The sequence below is a fragment of the Paenibacillus sp. FSL P4-0338 genome (assembly GCF_038002365.1).
Classification (GTDB): Bacteria; Bacillota; Bacilli; order Paenibacillales; family Paenibacillaceae; genus Paenibacillus_AQ.
Genome location: NZ_JBBOCG010000001.1, coordinates 3419970 through 3443146, shown reverse-complemented (window position 1 = coordinate 3443146; position 23177 = coordinate 3419970). Strand labels below are relative to the sequence as shown.

Annotated in this window: 20 protein-coding genes; all 20 read left to right on the top strand. The window is 55.7% G+C overall.

Annotation, left to right across the window (positions count from 1 at the left end; translation table 11 throughout):
• Positions 1–419 precede the first annotated feature (419 nt).
• Entirely contained in the window at positions 420–1601 is a 1182-nt protein-coding gene (locus tag MKZ07_RS15215) for an exonuclease SbcCD subunit D (protein WP_036690310.1), read from the top strand.
• Position 1602: 1 nt separating this feature from the next.
• On the top strand, positions 1603–5181 hold the full coding sequence (locus MKZ07_RS15210; protein ID WP_341026392.1) for an AAA family ATPase: 3579 nt from the start codon (positions 1603–1605) through the stop codon (positions 5179–5181).
• Positions 5182–6016: 835 nt separating this feature from the next.
• Positions 6017–6376 (top strand): histidine triad nucleotide-binding protein, encoded by a 360-nt coding sequence (locus tag MKZ07_RS15205; RefSeq protein ID WP_036690358.1) that lies wholly within the window; start codon positions 6017–6019, stop codon positions 6374–6376.
• 141 nt (positions 6377–6517) lie between these two features.
• A complete protein-coding gene (rpsU, locus tag MKZ07_RS15200; RefSeq protein WP_005547957.1) occupies positions 6518–6691 on the top strand; it encodes a 30S ribosomal protein S21 in 174 nt (57 codons plus the stop codon).
• 15 nt (positions 6692–6706) lie between these two features.
• Positions 6707–7150, top strand: coding sequence for a GatB/YqeY domain-containing protein (locus MKZ07_RS15195; RefSeq protein WP_036690304.1), 444 nt, complete (start codon positions 6707–6709; stop codon positions 7148–7150).
• Positions 7151–7350: 200 nt separating this feature from the next.
• Positions 7351–8688, top strand: coding sequence for an NfeD family protein (locus MKZ07_RS15190; RefSeq protein ID WP_084648768.1), 1338 nt, complete (start codon positions 7351–7353; stop codon positions 8686–8688).
• Positions 8689–8724: 36 nt separating this feature from the next.
• Entirely contained in the window at positions 8725–9726 is a 1002-nt protein-coding gene (gene floA, locus MKZ07_RS15185; RefSeq protein WP_036690301.1) for a flotillin-like protein FloA, read from the top strand.
• A 16-nt stretch (positions 9727–9742) separates the two neighbouring features.
• On the top strand, positions 9743–10339 hold the full coding sequence (locus MKZ07_RS15180) for a hypothetical protein (RefSeq protein WP_036690299.1): 597 nt from the start codon (positions 9743–9745) through the stop codon (positions 10337–10339).
• 181 nt (positions 10340–10520) lie between these two features.
• Positions 10521–10814 (top strand): sporulation protein YqfC, encoded by a 294-nt coding sequence (gene yqfC, locus MKZ07_RS15175; protein ID WP_036690297.1) that lies wholly within the window; start codon positions 10521–10523, stop codon positions 10812–10814.
• Positions 10811–11992 (top strand): sporulation protein YqfD, encoded by a 1182-nt coding sequence (yqfD, locus tag MKZ07_RS15170; protein ID WP_036690295.1) that lies wholly within the window; start codon positions 10811–10813, stop codon positions 11990–11992. Before yqfC ends, yqfD begins: the two co-directional genes overlap by 4 nt.
• Before the next feature lie 15 nt (positions 11993–12007).
• The gene (locus MKZ07_RS15165; RefSeq protein ID WP_036690294.1) at positions 12008–12979 is read left to right on the top strand and encodes a PhoH family protein; all 972 of its coding nucleotides are present in this window, start codon (positions 12008–12010) and stop codon (positions 12977–12979) included.
• A gap of 17 nt (positions 12980–12996) precedes the next feature.
• Positions 12997–15276 carry an HD family phosphohydrolase gene (locus MKZ07_RS15160; protein ID WP_036690292.1) on the top strand — a complete coding sequence of 760 codons (2280 nt, stop codon included), beginning with the start codon at positions 12997–12999 and terminating at the stop codon, positions 15274–15276.
• Entirely contained in the window at positions 15248–15748 is a 501-nt protein-coding gene (gene ybeY / locus MKZ07_RS15155; RefSeq protein WP_036690291.1) for an rRNA maturation RNase YbeY, read from the top strand. The genes MKZ07_RS15160 and ybeY overlap by 29 nt, the downstream gene beginning before the upstream one ends.
• Positions 15748–16143 (top strand): diacylglycerol kinase family protein, encoded by a 396-nt coding sequence (locus tag MKZ07_RS15150; RefSeq protein ID WP_036690289.1) that lies wholly within the window; start codon positions 15748–15750, stop codon positions 16141–16143. The genes ybeY and MKZ07_RS15150 overlap by 1 nt, the downstream gene beginning before the upstream one ends.
• A gap of 318 nt (positions 16144–16461) precedes the next feature.
• Entirely contained in the window at positions 16462–16881 is a 420-nt protein-coding gene (locus tag MKZ07_RS15145) for a cytidine deaminase (RefSeq protein ID WP_036690287.1), read from the top strand.
• An 822-nt stretch (positions 16882–17703) separates the two neighbouring features.
• Positions 17704–18594: a GTPase Era gene (era, locus tag MKZ07_RS15140; protein WP_036690285.1), complete on the top strand. Its 891-nt coding sequence runs from the start codon at positions 17704–17706 to the stop codon at positions 18592–18594.
• A 110-nt stretch (positions 18595–18704) separates the two neighbouring features.
• Positions 18705–18848, top strand: coding sequence for a YqzL family protein (locus tag MKZ07_RS15135; protein ID WP_076154224.1), 144 nt, complete (start codon positions 18705–18707; stop codon positions 18846–18848).
• A gap of 36 nt (positions 18849–18884) precedes the next feature.
• Complete coding sequence (gene recO, locus MKZ07_RS15130; protein ID WP_341026386.1) at positions 18885–19640, top strand: DNA repair protein RecO; 756 nt, start codon at positions 18885–18887, stop codon at positions 19638–19640.
• 446 nt (positions 19641–20086) lie between these two features.
• Positions 20087–20974, top strand: a complete 888-nt coding sequence (gene glyQ, locus MKZ07_RS15125) for a glycine--tRNA ligase subunit alpha (RefSeq protein WP_036690280.1) — start codon at positions 20087–20089, stop codon at positions 20972–20974.
• Positions 20967–23048, top strand: coding sequence for a glycine--tRNA ligase subunit beta (gene glyS / locus MKZ07_RS15120; protein WP_341026384.1), 2082 nt, complete (start codon positions 20967–20969; stop codon positions 23046–23048). The genes glyQ and glyS overlap by 8 nt, the downstream gene beginning before the upstream one ends.
• Positions 23049–23177 lie beyond the last annotated feature (129 nt).

Genomic DNA, 23177 nt, shown 5'->3' with positions numbered 1-23177 from the left:
GGCTGAGCGAATGAACTGACTGTTTTTGTCCCTTAGAATGTTGCGGAATGTTGTACTTATTACAGCTTGAGTGTAGACATTGCTGCCGTGTTGGATCGGATTGCTGTATGAAATACAAGAATAGCTCTGTACATCGGCCTGTAGCAGGGGGAAAGTTGTCTTTCTTGCAACAATTCCAGTATAAGAAGGCTTCTTGGCGCAGGAAGGTTGTATTTCGTGCAGGATTAAATGGCCGATGATGAGGTGCAGCCGCTGTCAACCTACTTCAACCTCGAACAGAATGAAAGATCAATGAAATCAGAGGACAACAGCGGACGGAAGTCCAAATGTTCAACTAAGCGACGGCCAAGCTTTGAGTTCAAATCTTAAGTGCTTTTTATATATGATTGCCGCAGACAGGCGGGGAAAAGAGGGCGGAAATGCGCATATTGCATACAGGAGACTGGCATCTGGGGCGGACGCTGGAGGGCCGAAGCCGGCAGAAGGAGCAGGAGCAGTTCGTGGATGAGCTGGTGGAGATTGCCGATTCCTCCGGGACAGATCTGATTCTGATGGCGGGGGATGTCTACGATTCGGTGAATCCTCCGGCTGCAGCGGAGCAGCTGTTCTATGACGCGGCGGCCCGACTGACGGCAGGCGGCCGTCCGCTGGTGGTTATCTCGGGCAATCACGACCAGCCTGAGCGCGTAGCTTCCGTGTCCCCGCTTGTCCGCAGGCAGGGGATTACGCTCGTCGGAATGCCGACTTCGGAACCGGTCACTGTGCATGCGCTCAGAACCGGCGAGATTGCCAAAATCGCTGCACTCCCTTACCCCTCTGAAGCCCGGCTCGGCGAGCTGCTTGCGGGGGATAGCGGAGAGGCTGAGCTGCGGCTGGCTTACAGTGCCCGGGTCGGGCGGCTGATGAATCTGCTTGGGCGCGAGTTCACCCCGCAGACCGTCAATCTGGCGATGAGCCATATCTATGTGCTGGGTGGCGTGGAGAGTGACTCCGAACGGCCGATCCAGGTCGGCGGTGCGTATACCGTTGATCCTTCGGCACTCTCTTGCGGCGCGCAATATACGGCACTTGGGCATCTTCACCGCGCCCAGCGGGTCAAAGGCGACGGGATGATCCGCTACAGCGGCTCCCCGCTGGCTTACAGCTTCTCTGAAGCAGGTCAGGCCAAATCGGTGGCCATGATTGATGTCGCGCCGGGTGGGGAGCCGGTGTTCGAGGAGATCTATCTCCGCTGCGGGCGGCCGCTGGTCAACTGGAAGTCTGCGGGCGGATTGCAGGAGGTCTACGGCTGGCTGGATGAGGGCCGGGACGCCGGGGCGTTCATCGATCTGGAGCTGCGGCTGACCGAGGCCATGTCCATGAACGATATCCAGCGGCTGCGCAAGGCACGGGAGGGCATCGTCCATATTCGCCCGATCTACCCGCAGATGGAGCAGGAGCTGGAAGAAATGTCCCGTTCCCGCATGCCGGTACAGGAGCTGTTCCGCAGGTTCTATCAGCGCCAGACCGGCGGCGCGGAGCCGGATGACAGCCTGATTGCGCTGTTCCTGGAGCTGGCGGAAGAAGAGCGGCACGATGCTGCGGAAGGGGAGGAGAACTGATTTGAAGCCGATATTGTTGAAATTATCCGGGCTGCAGAGTTACCGTGCGCAGCAGGAGATTGATTTTGCCAGCCTGACCGAGACGGGGCTGTTCGGGATCTTTGGTCCGACGGGCAGCGGTAAATCCAGTCTGCTGGACGCCATTACACTGGCGATGTACGGCAAAGTGGAGCGCGCCGTGAACGGAACCCAGGGAATTATGAACCATTCCGAGGACCAGCTCAGTGTGGCCTTCACCTTCGAGCTGAACTCCTCTTCCGGGGCGCGGCGCTACCGTGTGGAACGGAAATTCAAACGCACCGGGGAGCAGTCGGTCAGCAATACAATCAGCCGTTTCATCGAGGTCAAGGCGGACGGCGATCTTGTGATGGCCGACAAGCTGGCCGAGGTTACGCGCTGTGTCGAAGAGCACATCGGGCTGAAGATGGACGATTTCACCCGGGCTGTTGTGCTGCCGCAGGGCAAATTCGCCGAGTTCTTGTCGCTGCGTGGCGTGGACCGCAGGCAGATGCTCCAGCGTCTGTTCCATCTGGAACAGTACGGCGATGGGCTGGCACTGAAGCTGAGCCGCCGCGTCAAGGAGAACGAGGCGGCGCTGCGCGCTCTGGAAGCCGAGCAGCAGGGGCTGGGCAGCGCGGGCAAGGCAGATGTGGAAGCGGCCGCCGTCCGTGTGCAGGAGGCGATCCGTCATGCGGCGGATTGCCGGGGGCGGCTCACGGAGGCTGCGGAGCGCGCCGAGCGCTTCGTCCGCATCCGCGAGCTGCAGGAGGAACGGGCCCGCCGCGAGTCGCAGCGGCAAGGTCTGCTGGCCAAGGAGGAGCAGATCCTCCTCCTGGAGCAGAAGCTCGGCAAGGCGGACGAGGCCGAGCGGAGATTGCCCGCGCTGAAGGCTTGGCGCAGCGCGGAGGAGGCCTGGAAGGCCCGGGTGGCACGCGCCGGGGGCCTTGAGGGCTTGGCCGCCGCCGCCGTGCAGGAGGCGGCGGCCGGGGCAGAAGCGGAAGCAGCGGCCCAGACCGCGCTGTCCGCAGGCGAGCCGGCCCTCCGCGAGGAGGAGGGCCGGTACCGGCGCGCGCTCGAGCTGGAAGCCGAGCTCGGCGCGCTGCACAGCGAGCGGGCGGCGCTGCAGGCGCGCCGCGAGGAAGCCGCCCGGGGCCTGGCTGCCGGGCGGGAGAGCCTGGCCCGGGAGCGTGAGCTTTTGGCCCGCGGCCAAAAGAAACAGCACGAGCTGCAGCAGAGCCTGCAGCCGCTGGCGGTCCGCTCCCAGGAGCGGCAGTCTCTGCAGGAAGCCATGCAGAGACTGCAGGGACTGCGTTCTGCCGAGGCCCAGCGGGAATCGGCAGAACGTGAACGCCAGGGCCGCGCGGCGGTGCTCGCGGCGGCGGAAGCGCGGCTGGCCGCCGCCGGGTCCCGGCGGCAGGCGCTGGATGCCGGGCGCGGGGAACTGCTAGCCGCCGCCGCCCTGGACCAGGAAGAGCTGCGGACGGCCGAAGGGGCAGCGGGAGACGCTGCCGGCCGCCTGGAGGGGCATATCAGCGCGCTGGAGGCTGCGCTGAAGGAGCAGGAGGTTCACCGGCTCTCGCAGGCGCTCGCCGGTGAACTCCAAGAAGGGGTTCCCTGCCCGGTATGCGGCAGTGAGCATCACCCCTCCCCTGCGCTTCAACAGAAGCAGGGAGACCCTGAGGAGCTGGACAATAGGCTCCGCCATGTCCGCGTTCAGGCCCGGCAGGCGCTGGAGGCGCGCCATTTGCTGCGCAGCCTGCTGGAGCAAGATAGCTCGTGGCTCGCTGGGCTAGCGGGAGCCGCGTCCGAAGAGGCGCTGCACCAGTCAGCCGCTGGCGCGGCCGGGGCGGAGCCGGCTTCGGACAAGACGGCAAGCATTACTTCCCACGCCGCACCCGTACCCAAGCTCTCAAGCAGTTCCGGTTCGGATGCAGCATCTAACTCTCTGAACAGTTCTGATTCACACGCCGCACCTGATTCCTTAATTACCCCAGAGTCTCCCGGCTCCCAGACATTCGCGCAGCTTCCGGATGAACAAGCTCTATCCGCGCTGGATAGCTGGTTGTCTGCCTTGAATGAGCAGCTGGCCGCGCTGCGAGGCCGCTCCGCAGAGCTGCGCCGTGCGGCTTCAGACTGGCAGCGTTCCCTGCAGGAGCTGGAACAGGTGTATCACAAGGAGGCGGCAGGTGCCGAAGCAGAGAAGACCTGGCTGCAGGGGCTGTCTGCCAAGGCAGAGGAGCTGGCTGCTTCAGCCGGCAAGCTAAGGGAGGAATGGAGTCGTCTCTTCCCGGAGCTTGCCCCGGAGGAAGCGGAGAGAACGTATCAGGAGATGCTCGGCAAGGATGAACGCGCTGAGGAGATCCGCAGCCGGCTGGAGATCAGCGTCAAGTTCCTGGACGAGAAAAACCTCGCTGTGCAGACGCTGAACGAGCAACTGGCCGGATTGGATAAGGAGCTGGCACAGTGGGATGCGCAGCTTGAAGGCAAGGAGGCACTTGCCCGCGATAAAGAGCAGCGCCTGCGCGAAGGGACCGGCGGCCAGCCTGCCAGGGAGCTGCTGGCCGCCTGTGAACGCAGGCTGCTGGAGCTGCAGACTGCGCTGGAACGCAGCCGGCAGGAACACCGCCGGGCAGCGGATAAGGCGCAGCAGCAGACCCGCGAAGCTGCGGTAGCCCGCCAGGCGGCAGAATCGGCGCAGGAGCATTATACCGCCGCCGCCGCCCAGTGGGAGGAGAGTCTGCAGTCTTCGCCGTTTGCTTCGGCCGCAGAGGTGGAAGCCTCATCGCTGGAGACTGGAGAACGGGCACAGGCCGCTGAACGTGTGAAGTCCTACCGCGAAGAAGAGGCGGAGTGCCTGCTGCAGCTGCGGAGCATTGAGGAGAAGCTGGCTGGAGCTGTGCTCAGCAATGAAGAATGGCAGGAGAGCCAGGACGCGCTGCTAAGGTGCAAAGAGGAGGATGAAGCCTCGCTTCAGGCCCGTGCACGGGCAGAGCGGGATCTGGAGGATCTGCAGCAGCGCCATATCCGCTGGGTAGAGCTGGAGGACAAGCGGGCTGGACATGCGGCGATGCAGGAGCGTCTATCCAAGCTGCAGACCGTGCTGCGCGGCAATGCTTTTGTGGAGTATATTGCTGAAGAACAGCTGATGCAGGTATGCCAGGCTGCGTCACAGCGTCTAAGGTTCCTAAGTAAGCAGCGTTATGCGCTGGAGGTGGATTCAGGCGGCGGCTTCGTCATCCGGGATGACGGGAACGGCGGCGTAAGACGTCCGGTGTCCACGTTATCCGGGGGAGAGACCTTCCTGACCTCCCTGTCGCTGGCGCTTGCCCTGTCAGCCCAGATTCAGCTGCGCGGACAATATCCGCTGCAATTCTTTTTCCTGGATGAGGGCTTTGGCACGCTGGACCCGGATCTGCTCGACACCGTCATCACTTCACTGGAGAGACTGCATAATGACCAGCTGTCCGTCGGTATCATCAGCCATGTTCCCGAGCTTCGGGCCCGCCTGCCGCGCAAGCTGATTGTAGTTCCCGCAGAGCAGGGCGGTGGGGGTTCAACCATTCTTTTGGAAAAAATGTGAAAGACGGGGTTGGTTGTGATGAGAATCACAGATACACCTCCAACCCCCTGTTATAATACAGCTAAGCCGACATTATTTGAAACACCTCGGCGGACGTATGACAGGGAATCTACTCCTTCTCATACGTCCGCCGCCGAAGCAGCTCATATGAGCTGTGAAGGGTGTTTCCTTTTTTTTGTCTTTTTTTGGTGAAACTCAAAAGTAGCAGCGGGATTACCGAATAGAGGGAGCGCCCTCCATTAAGGCAATCGAACAAAATGTATGCGAAAATCCGACTGCATTATGCTACAGCGAGGGTTAGCGAGCCAATTGTGCTGATGAAGTTATGCCCGGAGCAAATGTATTCAAAGAACCGAACACAACGTGCCGCCAGACCTGTTATAATACAGTCTGCCCACCCTATACTCTGTTATCATGATCCTCCACTCCCTGCCCCCTGACCCTCCTCCGCCTGATATCCTGATTCCATCCCCAACACTCTGCTCCCCCACTTTCCCTCACAATCCCAACCTAATCCGCCCCAATCATCTAGTTTTACCAGAATGTAGTCTTCCGTCTTTCGTAATTGCTCAACATCCTGTATGATTAGAGCCATACATTGAAATTTGTCGTGAAGCCAATCAGGCCGGAAGCCCGAAGACATTCAGGCGTGTGCGTCCCGCAGAGCTCAAGCTGAACAGAACGATACTTGATCCTCTTCTGGGTGATCTCCTGGGAGTACCGGGTGGTTATTGCACGGAAGAGAGTTGTGTTCATGTCTGTTATCTCAGCCAGTGCTGCGGATAGTGCCGGATGCAAGCTTCTGCATTACAAATTTTCTGGGAGGAAGCGTGGTATGGAAACTGTATTCAGCAAAATTATCGAAGGTACAATCCCGTCCAAAAAGGTGTTCGAGAATGAGCGGATTCTGGCGTTCCACGATATTGAGCCTGCTGCCCCTGTGCATGTGCTGATTATCCCTAAGAAATACATTGCTTCCATGAACGAGGTTACGCCTGAGGATCTGCCGCTGATCGGCGAGATTCACGCTGTAGCACAGCAGCTCGCAACAGAGCTGGGAATTGCTGATTCCGGCTACCGGCTAATTAACAATTGCGGTCCGGACAGCGGGATGGCAGTGCCGCATCTGCATTATCATCTGCTGGGCGGAGCCAAGCTTGGTGCCTTGACCGGGAACTCCAATTCTCATGCCTAAGTAAGCAATCTAACTATATGCAGCCTGACTGAAAAAAAATAACGCGAAGGTTGACACCTTATTTAGGTTTGACCTATAATGAAAGGTGATGAACCGTGTTGTTATGCTCTTGGACGGTCTGGTCGGAGGGAGGGAAAACTGGTGTCTGAAACGAAAGTTCGCAAAAACGAGACAATTGATGCTGCACTTCGTCGCTTTAAACGTTCCATTGCTAAGGATGGTGTCTTGGCTGAGGTGAAGAAACGCAAGCATTATGAGAAGCCAAGCGTAAAGCGCAAGAAGAAGTCTGAGGCTGCTCGTAAGAGAAAGTTTTAGGAGGATTACCCACGCATGAATCTTAGCGAACGATTGAACGAAGATATGAAGCAAGCGATGAAGAGTAGGGACAAGTTCACACTCTCCACCATTCGAATGGTTCGTTCTACAATAAAGTATCTTGAAATAGATTTGAAGAGAACATTAGACGACAACGAAGTGCTTGATATCCTTAGTCGTGAGATCAAACAGCGCAAAGATGCCCTCCAAGAATTTGAAGCAGCGGGTCGCGATGAGCTTGCCGCGAGTACTAAGGCAGAAATCGAGATTATCATTAAATATCTTCCCGAGCAGCTTACCGAAGAAGAAATTAAAGTAATTGTACAACAGACCATCCAGGAAACCGGTGCTTCTTCGAAAAGTGAAATGGGTAAGGTGATGAGCGCACTGATGCCTAAGGTCAAAGGTCGCGCCGATGGCAAACTCGTGAACCAGGCGGTTCAGCAATTTCTGCAATAATATAACGCTAGCACCCCTTTCATTAGGGGTGTTTTTCATTATGTGGATCTTTTTGGATAGACCTGCGTATATGGAATACTAAGAATTATATGCAGGCGTACATACAATGATAAGTTGAGAATGCAATGGTTCATGTACAAAAGGGGGGCGCAGGCTTGAATAAGTTACGTACCATCATATTCTCCTGTATCGCGGCGCTGATGGTTCTTCTGTTCCTGCCGGTGGCGGGGACGATTCAGGCAGATAATGAAGCGGTCCGTGCACCGGGAGCGGCTTCGGGTACAGTAGTCAGCGGACCTGTGTTCATTATTCCGGTAGACCAGGAGATTGAGCGGGGTCTGCAGAGCTTTCTGGAACGGGGCTTTCAGGAAGCGGCGAATTACGGCGCAGTTCTGATTGTGCTGGAGATCGATACGCCTGGAGGACGGGTGGATTCCGCCGAACGAATCGGCACCCTGGTCAGAGACAGCAAGATCCCGGCAGTGGCCTATATCAAAGGCAACGCCGCATCGGCAGGCAGCTATATCGCGCTGAACGCGGATGCCATTATCATGAAGCCGGGCAGCATGATCGGGTCTGCTTCGCTGGTGGACATGAACGGGAAGAGCGTGGAAGACGCCAAGATGGTATCGTACTGGAAATCCAAAATGATCGGGGCTGCCTCGCTGAATGGGCGTGATCCTGAAGTGGCTGCCGGCATGATGGATGTTCATCTGGTAGTTAACCGCCCGGAACTGGGCGTGAACAAGCAGGCGGGCGAGATTATCGCTCTGAGCAGCAACGAGGCGCTTCAGGCCGGTTACGCCGACCGGATTGCTGGAACGGAGCAGGAGGCGATTACCTGGCTGGGCTACTCGACAGACGACATTTTTCGCATTGAGCATACCGGTGCGGAGAAAATGTCGCAATTTCTGACCCATCCGGTGGTCATGACGATTCTGCTCTTCGTGGGCATCGCCGGTGTGTTCATCGAGCTGCTGGTGCCCGGCTTTGGGGTGCCCGGAGTTGTCGGTACGCTGGCGTTCGCCCTTTACTTCTTCGGCAACTATGTGGCTGGCTTCGCCGGGGCGGAGACGCTGCTGCTGTTCATTCTGGGACTGGTAATGCTGATTCTGGAGCTGTTTGTGCCGAGCTTCGGTATTCTGGGGATACTCGGGTCCATCAGTCTGGTGGCTGGTGTTGTAAGGGCTGCATACAGCTTTACGCATGCGCTGTTCAGCCTTGGCATTGCTTTTTCGGCAGCGGCTGTGGTCATTGTGTTTGTAGCCGTGGTCTTCAAGGAGCGTGGGATCTGGAACCGTTTCATCCTTCAGGATAGCCTTACCAGAGACAAAGGGTTTGTTCCTGTCCCGGAGAAGCTGCGTCTGATCGGAGCCTCCGGCATGAGCGTAACCCCGCTGCGTCCGGCTGGAACCGCCACCTTTGACGGTGAACGGATAGATGTGGTGACAGAAGGCGGGTTCATCGAGGCGCAGACTGCCGTATCCGTGGTGAAGGTTGAGGGCGGCCGCGTGGTCGTGAAGGAAGCTGCGAAATAATTGTTGTCTATCAAGATATAGGAGGTTGATAAGCGTATGTTAGAAGCATCTATGATTACTTTTTTGCTGATCGCGGTAGCCGTGATTATTGTACTAAGCGTCTTCTTCAGCTTCTTCCCGGTAATGCTGTGGGTATCTGCATGGGCCTCCGGGGTCAAAATCAGCATTATCACGCTGGTAGCGATGCGTCTGCGCCGGGTAACACCTAGCCGGATTGTCAATCCGCTGATTAAGGCGACCAAGGCTGGGCTGGGGCTGAATATCAATCAGCTGGAGAGCCATTATCTGGCCGGAGGGAACGTGGACCGGGTAGTGAACGCGCTGATTGCCGCCCAGAGAGCGGATATTCCGCTGGAATTCACACGTGCCGCCGCCATCGATCTGGCCGGACGCGATGTGCTGCTGGCGGTTCAGATGAGCGTTAACCCGCGTGTCATTGAGACGCCGATTGTTGCGGCTGTGGCCAAGAACGGAATTGAAGTCAAGGTCAAAGCACGTGTAACGGTGCGGGCCAATATCGACCGGCTGGTCGGCGGTGCGGGCGAAGAGACGATTATTGCCCGTGTCGGCGAGGGGATTGTAACCACAGTCGGCTCCAGTAATTCGCATAAGGATGTGCTGGAGAATCCGGATTCTATCTCCCGCACTGTTTTATCCAAGGGTCTCGACTCAGGGACGGCCTTTGAAATTCTGTCCATTGATATTGCGGATGTGGATGTAGGCAAGAATATTGGTGCGTACCTGCAGACTGAGCAGGCAGAAGCGGATAAGCGCATCGCCCAGGCGAAGGCTGAAGAACGCCGGGCGATGGCGGTTGCCCATGAGCAGGAGATGAAAGCCCGCGTGGTCGAGATGAAGGCGCTGGTCGTTGAATCCGAATCCCAGGTACCCTTGGCGATGGCCGAAGCCCTGCGCTCCGGTAAGCTTGGTGTGATGGATTATATGAATCTGAAAAATATCGAGGCAGATACGCAGATGCGCGGCTCCCTCGGCAAACTAAACGATGGGGACGACGCCAGCCGTCCGCCCCACAAATAAAGGGATGTGAGCTCCCATGAGCAGCGTGATCTATTTCCTGGTGCTTGCGGCCATAGCGATCATCACCAATCTGAACAAAAAGAAGGGCAAAGACAAACAGGCCCCGCGCGGGGGGATGCCTACCTTTGGCGGCGGCGGAGGGGACATCGGTAATACGCTGCCCCGCCGCCGGAAGGCCGGGCGTGCGGAGCAGCAGGGCAGTGGCTTCCCGGCGCCTGCCGGGACAAGGGCGGACACAGACCTGCCTGCCCCGCAGCCGGATGTACATGAAGCCCCGTCTTCGCCAGCCTGGGCTGAGGCTGAGCAGCCGGTTGCCGGTGATGAGACCGGCGAAGGGGTGTCTCTGGAGCAGGCCGATGACCTGGATAGCTTGGAGGCCCGCACAGCACGCATGCAGCGGGAGCTGGAGGCGCTGCAGGCTGCCTTCGACGGAATGGCGGCTGCCGTCCCGTCTGCGGGCTCTGAAGCAGGCGGAGAGGGCATTGGCGCAGCATCACCGGCATTCGCCAGCCATCCGCTCACGGGCGACCCTGACACGCTGCGCAGCGGCCTGGTGTGGGCGGAGGTGCTGGGTCCGCCCCGTGCCCGCCAGCCGCATTCCACGCGGCGTTAAGACTTTGCCTTCGCCTCCTGATCAAACCTGTAATGCTGCAATAAGCCTGGATCTATTCCTTAGCGGGAAAGGATTCAGGCTTTTTTGCTGTTGTACCAGGAGACTGCATGTGAGTTCTTCTCATAAACGGCCGCCCCGCCGCATAAGGTGTACAGAAGGCAGGAAGGGGGAGCGTCTACTTATGACCCGTATCGGCCGCAGGCTGCGGGGATGGACAAACGGGGTACTGGATCTTCCGCAGGATGTGCTGCAGGAGATGCCCCGGATCACCCTGATCGGCAATAAGGAGCTGTATATTGAGAACCACCGCGGCGTGCTGCATTTCTCTTCGGAGCAGCTCAGGCTGGCATTAACCCAAGGAGTGCTGGAGATTTCCGGCGAAGGACTGGTCATCCGCAATATTCTGGGCCAGGAGCTTGCCGTCATTGGAGTAATCGGTGAAATCAGATATAAGGAAAGTGGGGAGAATCCATGAAAGAACCGCCTCTGGCATCACTGCGGGGGTTCGTTACACTGCATGTGAGCGGACCGCAGGTGGAGAAGTTCATTAATGCTGTAACCGGAGCGGGCATCATCATCTGGGATGTGAGGCCTGCCGGGGACGGCGCTTCTTTGAATCTGCTGCTGGATGACTTTTTCCGGCTCCGCCCGCTCCTCAAAAAGACAGGCTGCCGTATGCATGTTACAGCCAGGCACGGACTTCCGTTTCGCCTCGCGCGCTTGTGGAGACGGAAGTTTTTTGCCGCAGGGATACTGATCTTCGGTGTAGGCCTGCTGCTGCTCTCCTCCATGATCTGGAGCGTCAAGGTGGAAGGGAATACCCGCATTCCTACCGAGGATATTCTGGAAGCGGCACGCAAGGAAGGTGTCTATCCGTTTCAGTGGATTTGGCGCATGCAGGAGTCGGACGAGCTGTCCCGGGAGCTGACCACCCTGGTTCCGGGCTTGACATGGGCCGGGTTCCACCGGACCGGGACGAGCATTACCATCCAGGTCGTCGAAGCCGACCGCCCCGAGAATAAGCCGCTGCTCAGCCAGCGCCATCTCATCAGCCGGACCGATGCGGTGGTGACCGAAATCTATGCGGAGCAGGGCAGACCGGTGGTCAGCCGGAATTCGCGGGTCAAAAAAGGGGACATCCTCATCTCCGGAGCGCTGGGTGACGAGGAGAATACCGAGTTTGTAGTCGCCAAAGGCATGGTTAAAGGCCTTGTATGGCATGAATATAATCTGGAGGTGCCGCTCAAAAGAACGGGCAGTGCGTATACAGGAGAACGCAAGGACCGCACCTATCTCGTTCTCGGCAAGTGGGCGATTCAGCTGTGGGGCTATGGGGACTCCGGGTTTGCTAAGTCCCGTACGCTTTCAGAGCCCGACATGCTGTCGTGGCGCTCGTTTCAGCTGCCGCTGGGCCTGATGACTGAGAAGGAGCTGGAGATCAAAGCTACCGCTGAAGCGCTTACTCCAGAGGCAGCCAGAGCGGAAGGATTGACGCGGGCGAAGAGCGATATTTTCGCGCGATACGGCGCTGATAGCGTCATTAAAAGTCAAAAAATTTTGCATGAGAAGAAAGAGAATGGTAAAGTTTATATGAAAGTGCTGTTTGAGGTGGAAGAGAGAATTGCGGAAGAACTTCCGATAGTAAACAATTGAGGAGAATGAGGCTACTTGTCAGAACAGACTGCAAGCATTCAAATATCTTTGCACAATGCGGGAGAAGCGCAATCCCTGTTCGGCCCGCAGGACGGATTCCTGAAAATCATTGAGAAAGAAATTCCGGCAGTTATTAACTCACGCGAGGCCGAAATTACGATTCGCGGTACGGAGCGGGAAGTGGACATGCTGGGCCAGCTCTTCAACGTGCTGCTGTCACTGGTACGCGGGGGTTATATATTGAGCGAACGCGATGTGCAGTATGCCGTGGAGCTGGCGAAGGATTTCCGTGCCGACCAGCTGCTGGACCTGTTCAAGGGCGAGATTACAACCACATTCCGCGGCAAGCCGATCCGTGTCAAGACGATTGGCCAGAAGCATTATGTGAGCACCATCAAAAAGCGTGATATCGTCTTCGGCATCGGCCCGGCGGGCACAGGCAAGACATATCTGGCTGTGGTCCTCGCGGTGACGGCGCTGAAGGAAGGCTCGGTCAAACGGATCGTGCTTACGCGTCCGGCTGTAGAGGCCGGGGAGAACCTGGGCTTCCTCCCGGGAGATTTGCAAGAGAAGGTAGATCCGTATCTGCGGCCGCTCTACGACGCCTTGTACGACGTTATGGGGCCTGATCAGGTGGCAAAGGCGCTGGAGCGCGGGCTGATCGAGATTGCACCGCTTGCCTATATGCGCGGACGTACGCTGGAGGATGCTTTTATCATCCTTGATGAAGCGCAGAATACCACGCCCGAACAAATGAAAATGTTCCTCACCCGTCTGGGCTTCGGCTCCAAGATGGTCATCACGGGCGATGTGACCCAGATCGATTTGCCGCGCGGCAAGAAGTCAGGGCTGATCGAAGCCAAAACGATTCTTTCCGGTATCGAGGAGCTTGGCTTTGTCTACTTCGCTGAGCAGGACGTTGTCCGTCATTCCCTTGTGCAGAAAATTATCGTTGCCTATGACCGCTCTGCCGAAAACCTCCAATAAAAAAGGGGATTGTCTTCATGGCCTCAAAGCAACCATCGAAATTAAGCGGATTTGTATATAGCAGTAGCGGATGGAAGTATAGCGCGGTGACGCGCTATGCTCTTTTCCTGTTATTGGCCGTTGTCTTCTACCTCAGCCTGTCCTCTGATCTGCTGCCCAAAAGGTATGATATCAAAGAGGGAACCCGCAGTGCCAAGGAGATTACAGCTCCCAAGCAAATCCTGGACAACAACGCCAAGCTCAAGGCCCAGGAGACTGCTGCAGAGAATGTGACCAACCGTTATGCCATTATTCCTATCCGGGCGGAGAATCTAGTAACTCTGCTGCTGGACCGGATCGGCGGGTTGAATCAGGATGATACGATTTCACAGAGTGAGAAGACAGAGATTTACCGGGAAGAGATTCCGCGGCGGGCGAATGATTTTATTCTTAATTTCGTGGCGGCCAGCCAGAAGGCCGGGACTTACTCCGAGCATCTGCTGGATGAAATGCAGTCCGTTATCAAGGATCAGGCCTACGTCATTCCGGAAGAGACCTATATCAAGATCCCGCGCCTGACTCAGCAGGATATCATCGAAATGAAGCCGGTGGCCCGGGATATTGTCACCAAGCTGATGAATGACCAGATTACCGACGCCCAGAGCGCACGCGCCAAGGTGGCCGAGCAGGTCAGCGTCAGTTCGCTGGGACAGCGGACCGCCCGCGAGGTGGTTCAGGAGCTGGTGCGGCTGGTGATTACCGCCAACAAATTCTATGACGAGGATGCGACCAAGGAAGCGAAGGTGCAGGCCCGTCAGAATACGCCGGATGTGTTCATCGAGCAGGGGGATGTGCTAGTCGCCAAGAATCAGGAGATTACCCCTGAGCTGTACAAGCTGCTGGATGAGAACGGTCTGCTCAGTAAAGAGATTAATTACTGGCCGCAACTCGGCCTGCTGCTGCTCTCTGCACTGTTGTCCTTTGGTCTGATGACCTTCATCCGCTACAATGGCGGAGCCTCAGGCTTCAAATACAATAACTCCCAGCTGCTTATGCTGGTACTGGTCTTTATTATTACGATTGTTATGATGAAGCTTACGGCCTTCCTGCAGACCGATGTGCGGACATATATCGGCTATCTGGCACCTGTGGCTCTCGGCGCGATGCTGATTTCCATGCTGCTGGACATGACCTTAGCTTATTTCTGTTCCATTCTGTTCAGCATTCTGGCCAGTATCCTGCTGAATGTTCAGCAGAATACTATCTTTGATTTCACCTTCGGCTTCTTTGCCCTAATCGTGAGTTATGTTGCCATCTTCTCGACGCACCGCGCCGGACAACGTTCAACGCTGCTGAAGGGCGGCATTATGGTGTCCCTGCTCGGTTGCCTGACTGTGGCCATACTGACGATGCTGAGCGGAGGCGTATGGAACGAGACGAATACGTTATATGCTCTGGGCTTCTCCTTTGCCGGGGGGCTGCTTACCGCAGTGCTGGTCATCGGCTTGATGCCGTTCTTCGAGGTAACGTTCGGCATTCTGTCGGCACTGAAGCTCGTAGAACTGTCTAACCCGAACCATCCGCTGCTGCGTAAGCTGCTTACTGAGACGCCGGGCACCTATCACCACAGCGTGATGGTAGGTAATCTGTCCGAGGCTGCGGCCGAAGCGATTGGTGCGGACGGACTTCTGTGCCGGGTAGGCTCGTATTATCATGACATCGGCAAGACGAAGCGCCCGTTCTATTTCATAGAGAACCAGAACAATATGGAGAATCCGCATGACTCGATTGAGCCGAAGCTGAGCAAGTCGATCATTGTGGCCCACGCCCGGGACGGGGTGGAGATGCAGAAGGAATACAAGCTGCCGAAGCCGATCCGCGATATAGCGGAGCAGCATCACGGCACGACGTTCCTGCATTATTTTTATCATAAGGCATTGAAGCTTGCAGAAGATAAGGGGGTAGAGCCGGACTTCACGGAGGAGGATTTCCGTTATCCCGGCCCGAAGGCGCAGTCAAAGGAATCCGCAGTCGTCGGGATCGCCGATAGTGTGGAGGCCGCCGTCCGTTCGCTCCGTAAGCCAACCGTGGTGCAGGTGGAGACTATGATTGAGAAAATTATCAAAAGCCGGCTGGATGACCATCAGTTCGATGAATGCGATCTGACGCTCAAGGAGCTGGATATTATTTCGCGGACACTGAAAGAGACTGTTATGGGTATTTTCCATTCCCGGATTGAATACCCCGAGGATGTGCGTAAGCCCAAAAAAGAGGAAGGGGCCATCAAAAATGAGTCTGAGCGTCGTTTGGAACAATGAACAGGATGAACATGAAATTAACGGCGATCTGATTGCACTGCTGGAGCGGATTCTTCAGGCAGCAGGCATTGCTGAAGGAATTGACACGGGGGAAGTGGATCTGACCTTCGTCAATAACGAACGCATTCACGAGCTGAATCTGGAATACCGCGGTATTGACCGTCCGACAGATGTGCTCTCCTTCGCAATGAACGAGGCCGGAGAAGACGAGCTGGAGATTAAATATGATTTAGCAGATGAAGACGAAGAGCTGGAAGAAGTACCGAATGTGCTTGGGGATATTATCATCTCGGTTACCCGGGCGCAGGAGCAGGCTGAGGAATACGGCCATTCCCTGGAGCGGGAGCTGGGCTTCCTGTTCGTGCACGGGTTCCTGCATTTGCTGGGCTATGATCATCAGGAGCCGGAGGCTGAGGCCGAAATGATGTCTAAGCAGGAGAAGGCTCTGGCTCAGGTCGGGTTGACACGCTAATGGTCAAGAATACGGCGGTGGGCCACAAAAAATTCTGGCATTCCTTTCGCTTTGCAGCGCACGGCATTGCAGCGGCCTTCAAATCGGAGCTGAACATGAAGGTGCACAGCGGCCTTGCTGTTCTGGTAGTGGCTGCCGCCGCTGTGTTCAGACTTCCTCCGTCAAGCTGGATGCTGCTGCTGCTGGCCATTACGCTGGTGCTGACAGCCGAACTGCTGAACACGGCGATTGAAGCGACGATTGATCTGGTGTCGCCTGAGGTTCACCCCTTGGCCAAGAAGGCCAAAGATACCGCCGCAGGCGCCGTGCTGCTTACGGCGGTGTTTGCCGTGATTGCCGGAATCTATGTTTTTTATCATCCCGTGATGGACTGGATCACAGGTCTTATGTCATAATCAGTTTACAACTTCAGCTGGTGTAAGAGGCGGACCCGCTTTGCGCGCTCCGTCATCTTTAATTAGAGTGACATTTTCAGGGCAATGAATGAAGTGGGTGCTCAATAAAACTAGGCTAATGCTTACGAAGTGAGTTTTGTACGAGAACTAATCGAAGAAGCGTAAGCTTACAAAACTTAAGCTGATGCTTACGAAGCGAGTTTTATTTCGATGAAGATTCGATGAAGCGAATGCTCAATAAAACTAAGCGTATGCTTACGAAGCGAGTTTTGTACGAAGATTAATCGAAGAAGATGAAAAACTTTTAGGAGGACAACTATGGATTCTGCGCTACTTCTTCAGGAAGCGATCAAGGCAAGAGCCAATGCATATATACCGTATTCCCACTTCGGGGTGGGGGCAGCGCTGCTGGATCAGGACGGCAAAGTCCACCACGGCTGCAACATCGAGAATGCCGCTTACGGTCCCACCAACTGCGGGGAGCGGACGGCCATGTTCCGCGCCATTGCGGACGGCCATAAGCCCGGTACCTTCAAAGCTATAGCAGTAGTAGCAGATACGGATGGCCCAGTATCACCTTGCGGCGTCTGCCGCCAGGTGATGGTCGAGCTGTGCGGCCCCGATATGCCGGTCATTCTCGGCAACCTGAAGGGCGATATTGTGGAGACTACGGTCCGTGACCTGCTTCCTGGCGCCTTCGGCCCGGCGGATCTGGCGCAGGGGCAGAGTGCGGAGTGATGGCAGGAGCTAGCGTGTGCGTGCGGGAAGCGTGTGGGTCTAAGCATTGCAACTAATCAACTATTCGCGCCGCAGTCAAGCGTGTTCCCGGAGGTAACCAATAGCGCTGGTGCTCCGAAGTTAACTGTATATTCTACAACTAACTCTCCCCTATTCCCGCCAAAAGTTGATTTAAGTGTAAATTGTACAACTAAATTCATCAGATATCGTCGAAAGTGACGTTGATGAGGAAAATAGATGTATGAATTACAACTAAAGTCTATTTACCGCTGATTTGGAGCGGAATAAGTGTACAAAATACAATTAAGACAGTTGTAGGCATGGCAGGTTAGTTATTGTAGGCATGCCGGGCTAGTTATTGCGAGTGGGCATGGGCAGGATTCGGTGTTCAACAAATTAGTCTTTCCCGCTTCGCAGTCAAGCGTGTTCCCGGTGGGAACGGCAAGCGCTCATGCTCCACAGCTCTCTGTCCCGCGCAGCATGCTGGCCACAGCCAATCAAAGGCGCCGCAGTTAAGCGTGTTCCCGCAGGGAACGGCAAGCGCTCATGCTCCACAGCTCCCTGTCCCGCGCAGCATGCTGGCCACCGCCAATCAAATGCGCCGCAGTCAAGCGTGTTCCCGCAGGGAACGAAAAGCGATCCTCCTTCCAAAGTTTCTTGCCGCGCCAAGCGCTGCATCCACGTCAATTCCGGGTGTCCAGAGGGCCGGGGCCCTTGGGGTCCCCCTTGGCGAAGGGGGACTTAGGGGGATCGAAAATCTTTTGAACGCTTTGGAATTAAAGTTTGGACGATTCTAACCACGTAGTAAGGAAGGAAGATCATATGAAATTCAAATCAGGGTTTGTCGCCATTATCGGCAGACCAAACGTAGGCAAATCAACACTCATGAACCAGGTAATCGGCCAGAAGATTGCCATTATGTCGGACAAGCCGCAGACCACACGGAATAAGATTCACGGAGTATACACGGCGAATAACTCACAGATTGTATTCCTGGACACCCCGGGTATCCATAAAAGACAGTCCAAGCTCGGCGATTACATGAATCAGACCGCGATGAGCACGCTGCATGAAGTGGAAGCGGTGTTGTTCCTGGTGGATGCATCTGAGGGAATGGGCGGAGGAGACCGTTTTATCGCGGAACAGCTTGGCAGCATTAAGACTCCGGTCATTCTGGTCATGAACAAGATTGACAAGATTGAGCCGGAAGCGCTGCTGCCGATGATTACGGAGTATAACAAGCTGCATACGTTCGCCGAGATCGTGCCGATCTCAGCCAAGATGGGCAATAATGTCAACACGCTGCTGGAGCAGGTGCAGAAATATCTGCCGGAAGGCCCGCAGTATTATCCGGACGATCAGATTACCGATCACCCCGAGCAGTTCGTCTGCGCGGAGCTGATCCGCGAGAAGATTCTGCATCTGACCCGTGAAGAGGTGCCGCATTCCATCGCAGTGGCGATTGAGGATATGAGCGTGGAACCCAATGGGGTTGTGCATATTTCGGCGGTTATTTTTGTCGAGCGCGATTCCCAGAAGGGAATTATTATCGGTAAGCAGGGAGCGCTGCTGAAGGAAGTCGGACGCCGTGCGCGGACGGATATTGAGAATCTGCTGGGCTCGAAGATTTTCCTGGAATTATGGGTGAAGGTGAAAAAAGACTGGCGTAACCAGGACCGCGTCCTGCGGGATTTGGGCTTCCATAAAGAATGATCACCTCTCAAGCCGCCTCTACTTGGCAGGAATTGCACGGATAGATCCTGGGGCATCGCACATCCTACATCTGAAGAGACATCGTGTTTCCGAAGAAAGGATGAATACGAATGCGGAATTTTTCGTGGAAGTATTTTGCAATGACTGGAGATCTCGATGCGTATTTGCTGTACAGGGAAGCTGGGGATTCGCCCGAGGGCAGCGGAACGCTGCCGGCGGAGGAAGAGATGGCTATCGATGAAGAAGCACAATAAGAACTGGTTGCTTGCCGAGTGGTTGGGGGAAGAGGCATGCTATACAGGGTGGAAGGGATCGTCATCCGCAGCATGGACTACGGTGAAGGGAACGCCATTATTACGCTTTGCACCGAGAACGCCGGTAAAGTAGGGGTTCTGGTGCGGGGCGCCAAGAAGGTCAAAAGCCGTCATGCTGCCCTGATCCAGTTGTTCACAACAGGTGAGTTCGTGTTCTTCCGCAACAACGGTGGACTGGGAACACTCAATGCCGGAGAGATCACGAAGTCCCATCATCCGCTACGTGAGGATCTGGTCAAGGCGGCGTATGCATCGTATGCCTGCGAGCTGCTGGACCGGGTACTGCATGATGAAGAGACTGGCAGCTTCTGGTACCGCCAGCTAACCGCCTGCCTGAATGCACTGGAGGAAGACAAAGAGCCCGGCATTATCAATAATGTATTTGAAATGAAGGTACTGCAGGCTGCGGGTTACGGGCCTCAGCTCGACTCCTGTATCGTCTGCGGCAAAGACAAGCCGGATGAGGAGCTTAGAATGAGTCCCCGTCTGGGGGGAGTTCTCTGCCGCAGCTGCCGGCATAACGATCCGCCGGCCATGGAGATTTCCCCGCGTGCCTTGAAGCTGCTGCGGATCTTCGCGGCGCTGGATCTGACCAGGCTGGGAAATGTTGATGTGAAGCCGGAGACCCGTGCGGAGCTGAAGACCGTCATGCGGGGATTCATGGATATGCAGTTGGGGCTCAGACTGAAGTCCCAGAGCTTCCTGGACCAGCTCGATAAATACAATATTTGACGAATCGCAAATTATCCGTTACTATAAGTTCAGTTTCTTTTATAAGATTGCCGTGTTTGCTCCAGAACTGGAGAGAGTGCGTGGATCGGGAAAGTAGTGGGCGGTATTGTCGCAGCAGCGAGCCGGGGGTAGTGGAAGCCTGGCGGGACGACGTTCATGAACAGGGCACCCGGGAGTACGGAAGCGGCAGCATGAAAAGTGGATTTCGTGATTTTTGCGTAATCAAGTAGGGTGGAACCGCGGGAGAACATATTTGAGCTCTCGTCCCTATGTCTGTTCATCAGGCATGGGGGCGGGAGCTTTTTGGCTTGTGGCTGTGGGGGACATTCTTCTTCCATCATAGACCGCAGGTACATAGAAGCTGGTGCCGCCTCCATCGCGCAGCAGCAAGAGCCAGTCATAAGCAAGAGGCAGTACACACTTGTAAAGCGAAGGAGCCGGTAGTTATGAACTTTCAGCAGATGATTCTGACCCTGCAGCAGTTCTGGGCAGCCCAGAATTGTATTCTCGTCCAGCCGTATGATACGGAAAAAGGGGCGGGCACGATGAACCCTATGACTTTTTTGCGTTCCCTGGGCCCGGAGCCGTGGAAGGTTGCTTATGTGGAGCCTTCACGGCGCCCGTCTGACGGCCGCTACGGGGAGAACCCGAACCGCCTGTATCAGCATCACCAGTTCCAGGTCATCATCAAGCCGTCCCCGGACAATATTCAGGAGCTGTACCTGGACAGCTTGAAGGCACTTGGCGTAGATCCCCTGCTGCATGATGTGCGGTTTGTCGAAGATAACTGGGAGAATCCGTCCCTGGGCTGTGCGGGTCTCGGGTGGGAAGTGTGGCTGGACGGTATGGAAATTACCCAATTCACCTACTTCCAGCAGGTTGGCGGAATTGAAGCAAGTCCGGTAGCGGTGGAGATTACCTACGGGATGGAGCGTCTGGCCTCTTATATTCAGGATAAGGAGAATGTATTTGACCTGGAATGGGTAGACGGCATGACGTACGGAGATGTTTTCCATCAGCCGGAGGTCGAGCATTCCACGTATACCTTTGAAGTCTCGGATGTCAAAATGCTGTTCAGCTTGTTCAACACCTACGAAGAGGAAGCCCGCAGAGCAATGGAGAATCACCTCGTCTTCCCGGCGTATGATTACGTGCTGAAATGCTCGCATACCTTCAACCTGCTGGATGCGCGCGGCGCGATCAGCGTAACGGAACGCACAGGCTTCATTACGAGAGTACGCAACTTGGCCCGCACCGTAGCGGCGACATATCTGGAGGAACGCGAGAAGCTGGGCTTCCCGCTGCTGAAGAAAGAAGGTGCTGACCATGTCTAAGGATATTCTGTTCGAGATCGGTCTGGAGGAAATCCCTGCACGCTTTATCCGGGCGGCGATGGAGCAACTGAAGGACAGAACGGCGAAATGGCTGGAGGCCTCGCGGATCAGTCATCAGGGCGTCAGTGCATATGCAACACCGCGCCGCCTTGCCGTACTGGTGAAGGATGCCGCTGAGCGGCAGGAGGATGTAAGCGAAGAGGTTAAAGGACCGTCACGCAAAATCGCACTGGATGCCAGCGGCGAATGGAGCAAGGCTGCACTGGGCTTTGCCCGCAGTCAAGGAGCCACGCCGGAGCAATTCACGTTCAAGGAACTGGCAGGAGTTGAATACATCTATGTGACCAAGAGCAGCACCGGCATTGAGACAGCCTCACTTCTCTCTGAAGGCTTGGCTGGCATTGTCAGCAGCATGACCTTCCCGAAAAATATGCGTTGGGGCGCTTATGATTTCAAGTTCGTGCGTCCGATCCGCTGGATGGTGGCTCTCTTTGGCCAAGAGATCATTGACCTTTCGATTACCGGAGTCAAGGCTGGCAATGTGAGCCGTGGCCACCGTTTCCTTGGTGAAGAGGCTGTGATTACGGAGCCTGCTGCATACGTTGAAGCCCTGCGCAGCCAGCATGTGCTGGTGGATGTGAAGGAGCGCGAAGAACTGATTCTAAGCGGTATTCATAAGCTTGCGGAAGAGAAGAACTGGAAGATTGCGATCAAGGAGGATCTGCTGGAAGAGGTCCTGTTCCTGGTAGAGACGCCGACTGTGCTGTTCGGTACCTTTGATCCGGCCTTCCTGAATATTCCGCAGGAGGTGCTGATCACCTCGATGCGTGAGCATCAGCGTTACTTCCCGGTGTTTGGTGAAGACGGCAAGCTGTTGCCGTTCTTCGTAACGGTACGTAACGGGAACGCGGTATCGCTGGATGTCATCGCCAAGGGGAACGAGAAGGTGCTGCGCGCCCGCTTGTCGGATGCCAAATTCTTTTATGAAGAAGACCAGAAGCTACAGATTAACGATGCTCTGGCCAAGCTGGAGAATATCGTCTACCATGAAGAGCTGGGCAGTGTAGGGGACAAAGTGTGCCGTATCCGTGCCATCGCTGACCGCTTGGCTGTGAAGCTTGAGCTGTCTTCAGAGGCAGCTGCGGAAGTGAGCCGTACAGCGGATATTTGCAAATTCGATCTGGTGACCCAGATGGTAGGGGAATTCCCTGAACTGCAAGGCACGATGGGTGAGGATTATGCCCGTAAGGCCGGGGAAACAGAGCAGGTGTCCAAAGCGGTCTTCGAGCACTATCAGCCGCGCTTCGCCGGAGATGCCGTTCCTTCTACACAGGCAGGTCTTGTAGTCAGCCTTGCTGATAAAATCGATACGATTGTCGGCTGCTTCTCCATCGGAATTATTCCAACCGGCTCCCAGGACCCGTATGCTCTGCGCCGTCAGGCGGCAGGCATTGTCCAGATCGTGCTGGAGCATCAGCTGAGCCTAAGCCTGAAGGAGATTTTTGCAGCGGCACTGGAAGTACATGGAAGTTCCCGTGCAGAGAAACATTTCACCCCTGAACTGCGTATAACCCTGTATGAGTTCTTCGGTCTGCGTGTCAAACGTCTGTTAGCCGACAACAATGTACGCTATGATGTTGTGGATGCAGCGCTTGCGGCAGGCTTCGATGATATCGTTGATGTAGTAAGCAGAAGTCTGGCTTTGATGAATGCTGTAACCGATCTGGCTGATTTCAAAACCACTGTGGATTCACTGACCCGTGTCAGCAATCTGGCCGCCAAAGCTCCGGAAGGTGTAATTATCGACCCGGCCCTGCTTAAGGAAGAAGCGGAACAGAAGCTGTATGCGACTTGGCAGAGTATTCATGAGCCTTACCGCACTGCCCTTGCTTCCAGACATGCTGCTGAAGCCCTGCAGATTCTGTCGGGACTTGAAGCAGCAGTTACCGGATTCTTCGATTCTGTAATGGTTATGGCCGAAGACGAAGCCGTCCGCTCGACCCGTCTGGCGCTGCTGGCTGGCATTCATACCGACTCCAAGTTGTTTGCTGATTTCGGCAAGCTGGTGTGGTAGTTCAGGCAGCTTTTAAGTAATGTTTGCGATTTTATGGTATAGATCGAGGGTTTAGGGTATAAATATACGGAACGGTGCCAATGCGTAGTTGACATTCGTTCCGTATTTATGCTTTACGAAAGAAGGATT